The organism is Paenibacillus sp. (assembly GCF_035645235.1).
GTDB lineage: Bacteria > Bacillota > Bacilli > Paenibacillales > YIM-B00363 > Paenibacillus_AE.
This window is the reverse complement of record NZ_DASQMZ010000113.1, coordinates 1-13,180: the sequence shown is the minus strand read 5'-3', so window position 1 is coordinate 13,180 and position 13,180 is coordinate 1. Positions and strand designations below refer to the sequence as shown.

Genomic DNA, 13,180 nt, shown 5'->3' with positions numbered 1-13,180 from the left:
CGGCTGAAATTTCCGACAATTATTCCGACAGCGTCAAGATGACCGCTTCGCCTTCGGTGACGACGACCGTATGCTCGAATTGAACGACGAGGCTGTCGTCCGGCACGAGCAGCGCCCAGCCGTCTTCTCCTTCGCTCACGTTTTGCGCGCCGGTCGACAAGAACGGCTCGATCGCGAGCACGACGCCCTTCTTCAGCAGCCGGCGCTCCCGAGGATCCGGGTAATTGAACACATGGCTCGGCTCCTCGTGCAGCTGTCTCCCGAGGCCGTGCCCGGTCAAATTGCGGATGACCGTATACCCGTTGTTCTGCGCCTCGCGCAAGACGGCGCGGCCAATTTCGCTCAGCTTGCCGCCCGCCTTCGCCTTGCCGATGCCGGCGAACAACGCCCGCTCGCAAGCCGCCAGAATCCGCAGCTTCTCCGCGTACGGATGCTCCGGCGCAAAGCTGCGATAGGCGTCTGGTCTCTCGCCGCACACCATCGTGGAGCCGGTGTCGGCATAGTACCCGTCCAGTACGGCCGAGACGTCGACGTTCACCAGGTCGCCCGCCTTCAGCTTGCGTCCGTCCGGAATGCCGTGCGCCACGCACCGATTGACGCTGACGCAGGTCGCGCCGGGAAAGTTATACATCGTCTGCGGCCCCGAGGCCGCGCCGTGCGCCTTCAGCACCCGTTCCCCGATGCGATCCAACTCCAGCGTCGTAATGCCGGGCTCCACCGCCGCCAGCATCGCCTCCCGCGCGGCGGCGACCGCCCGTCCCGCGAGACGCAGCCCCGCTAACTCTTGATCCGTAGTCACGATCATCTTCCGTCAGTCCCCTCCCGTTCGGCTCGAAAAAAGCTTCGTCTTCCAGTATATTCACCGGAGCCGAAGCCGACGTTCGTTATTTTATGAAATTGCCCAACCCTGAAAAAAAAGCTCCCGGATCCCGGAAGCTCCTCGTGCTTATTGGTTTTCCAGCTCTTCCTTGCTGACCAATGCTACTAAAGCGTTTACAGCCTGTTCGGCGTCGGAACCTTCCGCGCTTATGTGAATTTCCGTCCCCGAGCTGATCGCTAAGCTCATAATGCCCATAATGCTCTTCGCGTTTACTTTCTTCTCATCCTTCTCGACGAACACTTCGGATGAAAATTTATTCGCTTCTTGCACGAATAGAGCCGCGGGTCTAGCGTGGAGACCAGTTTTCAGTTTCACGACCACTGGCTGTCTCGTCATTGGATTCAATATCCCCCTAACCGTAAATATACCATTAGCGTAACGGTTTACCACGAAGTTTTCACTATTATAGCACTTTTCCGCCCTTGGCACTAGAATGAAAAGCGCAAGCGGCTTAATTTCTCAATTTTTCTGCCATTTCGTCGATTTTTCTCAATCTATGATTGACGCCGGACTTGCTGACGCGCCCTCCGAGCAGCTCCCCGACCTCTTTCAAATTCAAGTCCGGATACTTCAGCCGAATGACGGCGACCTCCCGGAGCTTTTCGGGCAGGTTGTCCAGTCCGACTTCTTGCTCGAGCAGCTTTATGTTCTCGATCTGCCGCACGGCGGCGCCGATCGTTTTATTCAAATTGGCGGTTTCGCAATTGACGATCCGGTTGACGGAGTTGCGCATGTCCCGCATGATCCGGACGTCCTCGAACTTGAGCAGCGCCTGATGCGCGCCGATCACGCTCAGCATCTCGATGATTTTCTCGCCTTCTTTGATATAAAGCACGTAACCCTTCTTTCGCTCGATGCAGCGGGCGTTCAGGTAGAACGTATTGGCGAGATCGCAAAGCGCCATGCAGTGCTCCTCGTACATCGAGGCGATCTCCAGATGGTACGACGACCCCTCCGGATTGTTGACGGAGCCTCCGGCCAGGAACGCGCCGCGCAGATAGGATCGCTTGCAGCAAGTCCCCTTTACGATATCCGGCTCGATGCCCGGCGTAAATTGAAAGCCTTCTTTGATGATGGACAACGACCGGAGCAGCTCTTCCACGCCGGCCGGCACCCGCACCATGTAGATGTTATTTTTCCTCAAACGCATCTTCTTGCGGACGAGCACCTCGGCATGCAGGCGGTACGAACGCTTCAATAAGGAAAAGATGCGACGAGCGATGGCCGCGTTCTCCGTCGTGATGTCGAGCGCGACGCGCCCGTTCGTAATTTGGATCGCGCCGTTCATTCGGATGAGCGCCGACAGCTCCGCCTTCGCGCAGCAGTCGTCGGCCTCGATCATCGTCAGTTCTTTCTTCGTCTGGGCGGCGAAAGACATCCTCGTCTCCCCTCTTCCTTGCCTGTTATCGGCCGGTCGCCAATTCGTAAATATGGCGGCTCAGCTTGTTCGCGTCGTGCCGCAGCACGCCTTGGAACATAATCAGCTCGTCGGCGATGGTCGTATATCCGAGCGACGCGAGCGCGTCCAGGTCGAGGCGCACGACGTCCGCGCCCTTCTCCGCATAAAGGCTGCGCACGCGCCGCGGGATGTCGCTGTTGTTCACGATCACGTAATCGAACAATCGCCCGCCGACGTGCTCGGCGATCGCGTTCACGTGGTCGGAGACGGAATACCCGTCGGTCTCCCCCGGCTGCGTCATTACGTTGCAAATGTAAGCTTTCACCGCGCTCGATTCGCGGATCGCGTCCGTAATGCCGGGGACGAGCAGGTTCGGCAGCACGCTGGTATATAAACTGCCCGGCCCGAGCACGATCGCGTCGGCCGCACGAATGGCCTCGATCGCTTCCGGCAGCGGCGTCACGTCCTGCGGCTGCAAATACACCCGCTCGATGCGTCCGCCGTATTTCGTAATTTTGGACTCGCCTTCGACGACGGCGCCGTCCTTCATCTTCGCCATGAGCACGATCGAGTCGTGCGACGCCGGCAGCACGCTGCCCCGCACGGCGAGCACGCGGCTCAGCTCCCGCACGCCGGTTACGAAGTCACCGGTAATGTCTCTCAGCGCAGCCAAAATTAAGTTGCCCAAACTATGTCCCGCCAATCCCGTCCCGTTCGAGAAGCGATACTGCAGCATCTCGCTGAGCAGCGGCTCCGACTCGGCGAGCGCGGTGATGACGCTGCGAATGTCGCCGGGCGGCGGCATCTGCAGCTCGTCGCGCAGGCGGCCGGAGCTGCCGCCGTCGTCCGCGACCGTGACGATGGCGGTAATGTCGACGGGTTTCTTTTTCAAACCCCGCAGCATGACCGACAGCCCGGTGCCGCCGCCGATGACGACGATCCGCGGGTTCGCGGCGTTCGCCGCCGCCTCCATGTTCGCCAATCGCCCCGCTCCCCTCTAGTGTCGATCCTTGTCCGCGTCGCGATGATTCACGCGAACTGCCTCCGTCTCGCTGCCCGAGAACGCCTTGCCCAAATATTCCGCGATCGCGACGGAGCGGTGCTTGCCGCCCGTGCAGCCGATGCCGATGACGACTTGGCCCTTGCCTTCCTTCCGATACTGCGGAATCAAAAAATTCAACATATCGTGCAGCTTCGCGAGGAACGTCTGCGTATCGTTCCACTTCATGACATAATCGTAGACGTCCGGATCTTTCCCCGTGTTCGGACGCAGCTGCTCCACGTAATGCGGATTCGGCAGAAACCTTACGTCGAAAATGAGATCCGCGTCGATCGGCACGCCGTACTTAAAGCCGAACGAGACGATGTTGATCGACATCGCGTGCGTCTCGGCATCCGTAAACCGCGACGCGATCCGCTCCTTGAGCGCCGCCGGCTTCAAGCTGCTCGTATCGATCACCTGCGTCGCCATCCCCTTGAGCTCCTCGAGCAGCACGCGCTCGTGGCGAATGCCCTCGAGCGGCGCCCCCGTCGGCGCAAGCGGATGGCGGCGCCGGCTTTCCTTATAACGCTGTACCAAGACCGTGTCGGTCGCGTCTAAATACAATATTTCGAAATGAACGGTGGCATGATGTTTTAAATACGCCAGCGATTCCGACAACGCCGTAAAAAACTCCCGCCCGCGGAGGTCGATGACGAGCGCCACCTTGCCGATGCGGCCCTGCGATTGCTCGATCAGCTCCGCGAATTTCGGAATGAGCACCGGGGGCAAATTGTCTACGCAGAAGAAGCCCAAGTCCTCCAAGCTTTGCACCGCGATCGTCTTGCCCGCCCCCGACATGCCCGTAATAATGACGAGCTTCGCGGGCGCCGTCGAATGCGTCTGATTCGTCTCCATGGCTCTCCTCGCCTTCCTGCAGTTCGCCGCTCGAGGCCGTCTTCGCTTCGCTGCGCGCTAGATCGCGCGCAGGTTCAGGCCCGCCGCGCCGACGACGCCCGCATCGTTGCCGAGCTCCGCCGGCACGACGTCGACGACCGCTTGCTTCGGGGTATATTTCGCGAATACCTCGCGCACCGCGTCGAACAGGACGTCTCCCGCGCGGGCGACGCCGCCGCCCAGAATGAACCGCTCCGGATTCACGATAACCGCCGTCGCCGCGAGCGTCTTGCCGAGATAATACGCCGCCCGCTTCACGATGCGAATCGCGACCTCGTCGCCCGCCTTCGCCGCGTCGAACACGTCCTTCGCCGCGATGCTCGGAAGGGCGGCCAGCGACGTCTTATCCCCGCGCTCCACGGCATCCTTCGCCATACGAATGATGCCCGTCGCGGACGACACCGTCTCGACGCAGCCATGCTGGCCGCAGCCGCATTGGATCGCTTCCATATCCGGCACGACCTGCACATGGCCGAGCTCGCCGGCCATGCCCGAGAAGCCCTCGTAAATTTGGCCGCGGATGATGATGCCCCCGCCGACGCCTGTGCCGAGCGTAAAGACGACGACGTTCTGAAGTCCGCGTCCCGCGCCGCTCCACGCTTCGCCGAGCGCCGCGACGTTCGCGTCGTTGTTGATCCGCACCGTCTTGCCCGTCAGCTGCTCCAGCTTCGACTTCACCGGCACGTCCTTCCAGCCGGGGAAGTTCGCCGACAGATGCACGACGCCCGTCTCGAAATTCATAAAGCCGGGCATGCCGACGCCGATGCCTTGGACGTCCTCCCAAGCGTACCCGTTGTCGTTCACGACGCGGCGCGCATACTCGGCGATGTTTCCGAGCGACGCGTCCGGGCCCTGCTCGCTGCCCGTCGGTCCTTCATATGTGTGCAAGAGCTTGCCTTCCTCGTTGCATAAGCCTACTTTGACCGTCGTTCCGCCGATATCGACGCCCACGTATAAGGGTTGCGTCATGCGCGATTCCCACCTTGTCACCGTATTGATTCTGTACCTCACTATAAGGCAACCGTCCCGGGAGGTCAAGGCGCGGACGAGGCCGAACGGTGCCAAATTCCGCCGGACTTGCAGGGGCGGAACCGGCCTCCCGGAGAAGATAATATGCCTTGCGACGTCCGTTTGGGACGATGATTTCGCTCAAAACGAAAACGCCGTTCGACCTTATCGGGTCGAACGGCGTTCCCGTACTCCGCAATCGCGTTACTTCGACAGCGTCTGGCTCCAGTCGTGCGCCGCGTGCCCCTCAAGGAACCGCTCCGCGTCGAGCGCCGCCATGCAGCCGCTGCCCGCGGCCGTGATCGCCTGCCGATATTTGTTGTCCTGCACGTCGCCGCAGGCGAAGACGCCCGGAATATTCGTCTCGGACGTGCCCGGCTTCACTTGGATGTAGCCGACTTCGTCCGTCTCGATCGCCCCGCCGAGGAACTTCGTGTTCGGCGTGTGACCGATCGCGACGAAGATGCCGTCCGTCTCGATGACCTCTTCCGCGCCCGTCGCGTTGTTGCGCACTTTAAGCCCCGTCACGCCTTTCTCGCCGGCGAGCACCTCAAGCGGCGTCATGTTGAGCGCCCACTTGATTTTCTCGTTCTCCCGCGCGCGATCCTGCATGATCTTCGAAGCGCGAAGCTCTTCGCGGCGATGAACGAGCGTAACCTGCGATGCGAATTTCGTCAGGAACGACGCTTCCTCCATCGCCGAGTCGCCGCCGCCCACGACGATAATCTTCTTCCCGCGGAAGAAAAAGCCGTCGCACGTCGCGCAGGTGCTTACGCCCCGGCCGACGTTGTCCTTCTCGCCCGGGATGCCGAGATATTTCGCGGACGCTCCCGTCGAGATGACGAGCGCTTCGGCGACCAGCTCGCCGTGGCCTTCGACTTGCAGCTTGAACGGGCGCTTCGACAGATCGACGCTGTTCACCCAGCCGGTCTTGAACTCCGCGCCGAAGCGCTCGGCCTGCTTGCGCATATTATCCATCAGCTCGGGTCCCATGATGCCGTCCGGGAAGCCCGGGAAGTTTTCCACCTCGGTCGTCGTCGTAAGCTGTCCGCCCGGCTCCGGCCCTTCGATGATCAGCGGGTTCATGTTGGCCCGCGCCAAGTAAATCGCGGCCGTCAGCCCCGCAGGGCCCGTTCCGATAATGATGACTTTCCGCATCGTCTCTCTCCTCCAATCCGATACTTGCCCGTATAACGAAGCTGTTTAGAATGATTCTAAAATACGTAATCTATCTTACAACTTTCCGTCGAAATTCGCAAAGATCGAATTCATCTTCTCCCGCAGCCCGCACGTTTCGTCGATCAGCTTCGCGTGCTTGCTGACCGTCGTAATCGATACGCCGTACCGGCGGGCGACGTCGTCGTACGACGTCGTGCGGCGGTGCATCTTCGCCGTCAAATATTCGAGCGCGCCCGCCCAGCCTTCCTTCTTCGAAATCTTCGGAACGGCCGGATACGAGCGGGTCAAAAATTCGACCCACAGCGTCATCATGTCGAATTGCTGGATCATATCGTAGCGCGTCGACATGCGCACGAGCGCCAAGTCGATAATCTCCTGCCATTCGGGATGCCACACGGGCAAGTTCGGCGAGTATACGTTCTTCTCGAACGTCACGTCACGTCCCCCGATCGTCGCCGCGATCGGCCCCTTGACGCCCATGCCGCGCAAGGCGAAGACGGACACCCGCTTCACGTAGTCGTCTTCCGTCGGGTCCGCCAGCAGCTCCCGCAGCGAGTCCGCGACCTCCGCGTCGCCGAGCATGCCGTACGCCTGGATAACCTGCAGCTTCGTCTCCCGGTCGCCGTGGCGCAGCGCCCAGAAGAACGACGAGCGAAGCAGCGGATCGTTGCGCAGCCGCTCCGGCACGTACCCGGCGCTCTGCGCCCGCTGGAGCTGGCGCAGCTGCTCCTCGAACGGCAGATGGTAATGGTAGCTGATCGTCATCTTCCCGTCGGTCGCAAGGCCGCTCTCGATGCGATCGAGCACGTTCATATGGAACTTCGGAATATCCGAGCCCGGGTCCAGCTTCTCGGCTTGCTTCCAATAGCGGCGCGCCTCCGCGTACCGGTCGAGGTTATAGCAGGCGACGGCCGCGTAATGGTACAAGCACACGTCGGATTGCCCCGCTTCGGTCTTGAGCAGCCGGCGGAAGTGGCGCAGCGCCGAGTCGTGGCGCCCGAGGACGCCCATCGTCGTCGCCAGCTTGAAGACGTGCTCCTGGTGGTACGGCACCGTCTTCTCCAGCAGCGCGACGAGCTCCTCGAGCGGCTCCCGTTCCCCCGCATGCTGATAAAATATGCCCAAGTTGCATAGGCCGTGCAAGTTGCCGGGGTCGATCTCCAGCACCTGCTGTACGGCCTGCAGCGCGTCCGTAAACCGCCCGACGTAATAGTACGCCAGCGCAAGATTATTATGCGCAGCGGAAAACTCCGGATGCATCTGCACCAGCTTCTCCAGCAGCTTGATCGCTTCGGCGAACTTGCCCTCCTCGAGCAGCGCCCGCGCGCGGTCATGCTCGACGAGCCCTTCGCGGCTCTTGATTTTCGACAGCTTCATCGGCCGCTCGAGCTCCATGCTCAGCAGCTCCATCATCTCTTCCGACTCGTCGAGGAACTGCCCGTTCGCGTCGTGCTCCAAATAATGGACGAGCGCCTCCTCGGCCGATTCGAAATCTTCCATGTTCGCGAAGTTGTTCGCCATATAGAAATAACATTCCGTCATCGAAGGGTCGACGAGGTCCACGATGTGACGCAGCACGTCGTTGGACTCGCCGTATTTCCCCATCTCCGACAAAATGCCCGCCATGTTGCAATGATTGACCGGATTGTCCGGCTCGTACTCGACCGCGCGTCGGAAATACTTCAGCGCCTTGTCGTATTTCAATCGGTCCAGGGACTGTACCGCTCTTTCAAAAAAGAACGTCGCATCCATAGACAGCGGGATGACTTTATTCGTAGGTTTCAGATGCTTCCTCTTTTCCAATTGCGATCGGCACCTCCGTCTTCCACCGTTGATGTCAGTTCATGTTTGAGTATACCATAGTTTCCGCCCGGCCCGTAACCGCCTTCCGGCGCCGCCCGTCCTTAGACGCCGCCGCTTTTGAACAGCACCGAGATCGACCCGCCCTCGTGAATAATTCGGATCGCGTCCGCGAGCAGCGGCGCGACCGAGCGCACCTGCACGTTCGACGGCAGCGTCTCGGGCAGCGCGATCGAGTCCGTCACGAGCACCTTCGCGATGTTCGGATGCTCCATCCGGCGAATCGCGCCGTCGGAAAACACCGGATGCGTCGCGCAAATAATCGCGTCGAGGGCGCCCTTTTCCTTAAGGCCTTCCACGACGTTCACGATCGTCGACCCCGTGTCGATGAGGTCTTCGATGATGATCGGCGTATGGCCCTCCACGTCGCCGATAATATGCGTAATGACCGACTCGTTATGCGTCGGCCGCTTCTTAATCATGATCGCGAACGACAGATCGAGGTAGCCCGCCAGCTTCTCCGCCATCTTCGCGCGGCCGGCGTCGGGGGAGACGACGATCGGGTTCGGGGGGTTCATGCGGCGAATTTCGTCGCTGATAATGTCGAGCGCCGTCAGATGATCCACCGGAATGTTGAAGAAGCCTTGAATCGCCGGCGCGTGCAAATCGATCGTCACGACGCGCGTCGCGCCGACCGTCGTCAGGATGTCCGCCACCATCTTCGCGCTGATCGGCTCCCGCGGCGCCGCCTTCCGCTCCTGCCGCGCATAGCCGTAGTACGGCATTACGAGGTTGATCGTGCGCGCGGACGCCCGCTTCGCCGCGTCGATCATCACCATCAGCTCAACGAGCAGCTCGTTGATCGGATGCGACAGCGATTGCACGATATATACGTCGCAGTTGCGGATCGTCTCCTCGTAATGCACATAGATTTCGCCGCTCTTGAACCGGGCGATTTTAATGCGCCCGAGCTCCACTCCGAGCTCCGCGCACATCGCCTCCGCCAACTGCGGATTCGACGTTCCGCTAAACACCTTCACTCGACTGTTGTGCAATGGCATGCCCGTCCGTTCCTCCTCGTCGCGTTCGCAACAAATTCTTTACATTGAATTGTACCATTAACGCCGCCAAGAAAAAAACCTCGCCCCCGAACGCCATTCGGAGGCAAGGCTGGCTATTTCGGTTGGTGCCGGCGCTCGAGCTCCCGCAGCACCTCGTCGAGCGGCAGCTTCTGCTCTTGCAGCAGCACGAGCAGATGGAAGATCAGATCGCTCGCTTCGTAGCGCAGTTCCTCCGCGCTCCGATTTTTCGCCGCGATAATGACTTCGCCCGCTTCTTCGCCGACTTTCTTTAGAATTTTATCGACGCCCTTTTCGAACAAATAAGTCGTGTACGCGCCTTCCGGCATCTCCCGCTCCCGCTGGGCGATCGTCCGCTCCAGCGCTTCGAGAATCGCGAAGCGATTTTCTTTCGGTGTCGGCGATGGCGCTTGCTCCGGCTGCGCCAACGGCCGCTCGAAGCACGTCGTCGTGCCCGTATGGCACGCCGGACCGGCCGGTATGACCTCGATCAACAGCGTGTCGCCGTCGCAGTCGAGGTGAACGCCGACGATGCGCTGCGTGTTGCCGGACGTCGCGCCCTTATGCCATAGCTCGCCCCGGGAACGGCTCCAGAACACCGTCTCGCCCTTCTCTACGGACAGCAGGAACGATTCCTCGTTCATATACGCCATCATCAGTACTTGCTTCGTGCGGGCGTCCTGCACGATCGCCGGTACGAGGCCGCGCTCGTCCCAGCTGATATCCGAAGCGATTTCTTTCAATGGCCTATACACTGTATATCCCGTCATCGAACCTCGACTCCCTTCCCGAACAAATAACCTTTCACCTGATCGATCGACAGCTCTTTATAATGAAAGATCGTCGCGGCGAGTCCCGCGTCGGCCTTGCCTTGCGTGAATACGTCGGCGAAGTGCTCCACGCGGCCGGCGCCGCCCGAGGCGATGACCGGAATGCCGACCGCCTCCGACACCGCCCGCGTCAGCGGCAGGTCGAAGCCGTCCTTCGTGCCGTCCGCGTCCATCGACGTCAGCAGCAGCTCGCCCGCGCCGAGCCGTTCGGCCTTGCGCGCCCACTCGATCGCCTCGATGCCCGTCGGCTTGCGGCCGCCGTGCGTGTACACCTCCCACGTCTTCCATTCGGGGTTGTACCGCGCGTCGATCGCGACGACGATGCATTGGCTGCCGAATTTGCGGGCGCCGTCCGTAATGAGCTGCGGGTTCAGCACTGCCGCCGTATTGATGCCGGTCTTATCGGCCCCGGCGCGCAGCAGCCGCTTCATGTCGTCGACCGACGCGATGCCGCCGCCGACCGTGAACGGAATGCGGATTTCGCCGGCCGTCTGCCGGACGACGTCCACCATCGTCGCACGCCCCTCGTGAGACGCGGAGATGTCGAGGAACACGAGCTCGTCAGCGCCCTCGCGGTCATAGATCGCGGCGAGCTCCACGGGATCGCCCGCATCGCGCAAATTGACGAAGTTGACGCCCTTCACGACGCGTCCGTCCTTCACGTCGAGGCACGGGATGATACGTTTCGCTAACATTTTCTAAAGTCCCTCCCTAGCGCATGCCCTGACGGGTATACGCGATCACGTCGCGGTATGCCAGCCGCCCCCCAAAAATATCGAGCGCGCTGCCGATCGTAATGTCGAGCTTGCCGCCCGTAATGTCGCGGAACCGTTCGAGGTCGTCGATCGACCGCGCCCCGCCGGCGTACGTCGTCGGGATCGGCGCCCATTCCGCGAGCTGCGCCGCAAGCTTCTCCTGTACGCCCTCGCGCTTGCCCTCCACGTCCACCGCGTGAATAAGAAATTCGTCGCAATACGCCGCCAGCTCGGCGAGACTCTCGGCGTTCACCTCGACGTCGCTGAACGTGCGCCATTGATTCGTGACGACGTAATATTTTCCGTCCCGCTCCTTGCAGCTCAGGTCGATGACGAGGCGGTCCTTGCCGACCGCCGCGACGATGCGCTCCAGGTTTTCGCGGTTCAGCTTCCCGTCTTGGAAAATGTACGACGTGACGATCACGTGCGAGGCGCCGAGCTCGAGGTATCGGCCCGCGTTATCCGCGCGGATGCCGCCGCCGATCTGCAGCCCGCCGGGATACGCCCGGAGCGCTTCCTCCGCCGCTTCCTCGTTGCCGCCGCCGAGCATAATGATATGGCCGCCGGTCAGGCCGTCCTCGCGATACATCGAGGCATAGTAGGCGGGCGATTGCGTGGATACGAAGTTTTCGACGACGCGGCTCGGATCCGATTGCAGCGTTTCGCCTACGATCTGCTTTACTTTCCCTTGGTGCAGATCGATGCACGGTCTGAAATTCACGGCTGACGTTCCCCCGTCTTCGAGGCGCCGGCGGCTAGCCGCAGAAAGTTGCCGAGCAGCCGCATGCCGACGTCGCTGCTCTTTTCCGGGTGGAACTGCATCCCGAACACATTGCCGCGGCCGACAACCGCCGACACCTCGCCGTAATAGTCCGCCGTCGCGAGCAGGTCGCCGCGCTCCTCCGGAACGACCCGATACGAATGCACAAAATACGCGTGACCGCCGTCGACACCGTCGAACAGCGGGCTGTCCTGCAGCTTCTTCAGCCGATTCCATCCCATATGCGGCACCTTGAAGCTGCCCTTGAACCGCTCGACATGGCCCGGCAGCAAATTAAGGCCCTGATGGTACCCGTGCTCCTCGCTGTCCGTAAAGAGCAGCTGCATGCCGAGGCAGATGCCGAGCAGCGGCTTCCCGCTCGCCGCCGCCTGCGCGATCGTCTCGTCGAGCTTCGACGCGCGGATCAGCTCCATCGCGTCCCCGAACGCGCCGACGCCCGGCAGGATGACGCCGTCCGCGGCGAGGATCGCCTCCGGCTCCGGCGTCACGACCGCCTCGGACCCGAGACGTTCCACCGCCTTGCTCACGCTGTGCAGGTTGCCCATGCCATAGTCGATAATCGCGATTTTCCTCATCGCCCCGTTAGAGCACTCCCTTCGTCGAAGGCACTCCTTGCACGCGGGGATCGATCGACGTCGCCTCGTCGAGCGCCCGGCCGAGCGCCTTGAACACCGCTTCGATCATATGGTGCGTATTGCGCCCGTAATGCACGATCACATGCAGCGTGATGCGCGACTCCAGCGCCAGCTTCCACAAAAACTCGTGCACGAGCTCCACCGTGAACGTGCCGACCGACGCCGCCGGAAACTCGCCCTTCAGCTCGAAATGCGGCCGCCCGCTAATATCGATCACGACCTGCGCGAGCGCCTCGTCCATCGGCACGAACACGCTCGCGTACCGCTTGATGCCGCGCTTGTCGCCGAGCGCTTCCTTCAGCGCCGCCCCGAGGCAGATACCGATATCCTCCACCGTATGGTGATCGTCGATTTCGACGTCCCCCCGCGCCTCCACGTCCAGCTCGAACTGCCCGTGCTTCGCGAACAAATCCAACATATGATTCAGGAACGGCACGTCCGTCTCCAGCCGCGACGTCCCCGTCCCGTCGATCCCGAACGCAAGCCGAATATCCGTCTCGTTCGTCTTCCGGGCGATCTCCGCCCTGCGCGCTTCTCCTGCCATCTTCCGTAGCCCCCCGTTTCTTCTTTCGAAAAAGTTCCCCGCCGCCGGACCGCTTTAGTCGGAGTTTCTCCGACTATCTCGCCGCCGCCGGCCCGCCGAGTCGCTTTAGTCGGAGTTTCTCCGACTATCTCGCCGCCGCCGGCCCGCGGAGCCGGACCCCGCCGATACTAGCGTCCGCTCTCCGCCTCAAGCCGCACCGCGATCGCCTGCGCATGGCCCTCGAGCCCCTCGCGGCGCGCCAGCGTCATAATGCGCTCCCCGTCCCGCAGGAGCGCCTCGCGGCTGTACGAGATGAGGCTCGAGCGCTTCAGGAACGTATCGACGCCGAGCGGCGAAAAGAACCGCGCCGTCCCG

General features: G+C 61.6%; 15 protein-coding genes. All 15 read right to left on the bottom strand.

Features of this window, described 5'->3' with window-relative positions:
- Positions 1–19 precede the first annotated feature (19 nt).
- A complete protein-coding gene (map, locus tag VEZ38_RS10475) occupies positions 20–805 on the bottom strand; it encodes a type I methionyl aminopeptidase (RefSeq protein WP_324893303.1) in 786 nt (261 codons plus the stop codon).
- 141 nt (positions 806–946) lie between these two features.
- Entirely contained in the window at positions 947–1,216 is a 270-nt protein-coding gene (locus VEZ38_RS10470) for an HPr family phosphocarrier protein (RefSeq protein WP_138197319.1), read from the bottom strand.
- A 115-nt stretch (positions 1,217–1,331) separates the two neighbouring features.
- Positions 1,332–2,258, bottom strand: coding sequence for a DNA-binding protein WhiA (gene whiA, locus VEZ38_RS10465; protein ID WP_324893302.1), 927 nt, complete (start codon positions 2,256–2,258; stop codon positions 1,332–1,334).
- Positions 2,259–2,283: 25 nt separating this feature from the next.
- On the bottom strand, positions 2,284–3,252 hold the full coding sequence (locus VEZ38_RS10460; RefSeq protein ID WP_324893319.1) for a YvcK family protein: 969 nt from the start codon (positions 3,250–3,252) through the stop codon (positions 2,284–2,286).
- Positions 3,253–3,276: 24 nt separating this feature from the next.
- Positions 3,277–4,176, bottom strand: a complete 900-nt coding sequence (gene rapZ / locus VEZ38_RS10455) for an RNase adapter RapZ (protein WP_324893301.1) — start codon at positions 4,174–4,176, stop codon at positions 3,277–3,279.
- A gap of 57 nt (positions 4,177–4,233) precedes the next feature.
- Positions 4,234–5,184 (bottom strand): ROK family glucokinase, encoded by a 951-nt coding sequence (locus VEZ38_RS10450; RefSeq protein ID WP_324893300.1) that lies wholly within the window; start codon positions 5,182–5,184, stop codon positions 4,234–4,236.
- Between the two features lie 243 nt (positions 5,185–5,427).
- Positions 5,428–6,381 carry a thioredoxin-disulfide reductase gene (gene trxB / locus VEZ38_RS10445; protein WP_324893299.1) on the bottom strand — a complete coding sequence of 318 codons (954 nt, stop codon included), beginning with the start codon at positions 6,379–6,381 and terminating at the stop codon, positions 5,428–5,430.
- A 75-nt stretch (positions 6,382–6,456) separates the two neighbouring features.
- Positions 6,457–8,205: a tetratricopeptide repeat protein gene (locus tag VEZ38_RS10440; RefSeq protein WP_414694699.1), complete on the bottom strand. Its 1,749-nt coding sequence runs from the start codon at positions 8,203–8,205 to the stop codon at positions 6,457–6,459.
- A 101-nt stretch (positions 8,206–8,306) separates the two neighbouring features.
- Complete coding sequence (locus VEZ38_RS10435) at positions 8,307–9,263, bottom strand: ribose-phosphate diphosphokinase (RefSeq protein ID WP_414694698.1); 957 nt, start codon at positions 9,261–9,263, stop codon at positions 8,307–8,309.
- Positions 9,264–9,376: 113 nt separating this feature from the next.
- Positions 9,377–10,051, bottom strand: a complete 675-nt coding sequence (gene hisIE / locus VEZ38_RS10430; protein ID WP_324893298.1) for a bifunctional phosphoribosyl-AMP cyclohydrolase/phosphoribosyl-ATP diphosphatase HisIE — start codon at positions 10,049–10,051, stop codon at positions 9,377–9,379.
- Complete coding sequence (gene hisF / locus VEZ38_RS10425) at positions 10,048–10,806, bottom strand: imidazole glycerol phosphate synthase subunit HisF (RefSeq protein ID WP_324893297.1); 759 nt, start codon at positions 10,804–10,806, stop codon at positions 10,048–10,050. The genes hisIE and hisF overlap by 4 nt, the downstream gene beginning before the upstream one ends.
- 16 nt (positions 10,807–10,822) lie before the next feature.
- On the bottom strand, positions 10,823–11,587 hold the full coding sequence (hisA, locus tag VEZ38_RS10420; protein WP_324893296.1) for a phosphoribosylformimino-5-aminoimidazole carboxamide ribotide isomerase: 765 nt from the start codon (positions 11,585–11,587) through the stop codon (positions 10,823–10,825).
- Positions 11,584–12,222, bottom strand: a complete 639-nt coding sequence (hisH, locus tag VEZ38_RS10415; RefSeq protein ID WP_324893295.1) for an imidazole glycerol phosphate synthase subunit HisH — start codon at positions 12,220–12,222, stop codon at positions 11,584–11,586. The genes hisA and hisH overlap by 4 nt, the downstream gene beginning before the upstream one ends.
- A gap of 7 nt (positions 12,223–12,229) precedes the next feature.
- Complete coding sequence (gene hisB, locus VEZ38_RS10410; RefSeq protein ID WP_324893294.1) at positions 12,230–12,826, bottom strand: imidazoleglycerol-phosphate dehydratase HisB; 597 nt, start codon at positions 12,824–12,826, stop codon at positions 12,230–12,232.
- A 167-nt stretch (positions 12,827–12,993) separates the two neighbouring features.
- Positions 12,994–13,180, bottom strand: a 187-nt coding sequence (locus VEZ38_RS10405; protein WP_324893293.1) for a histidinol dehydrogenase, incomplete at its 5' end; no start/stop codon positions are given.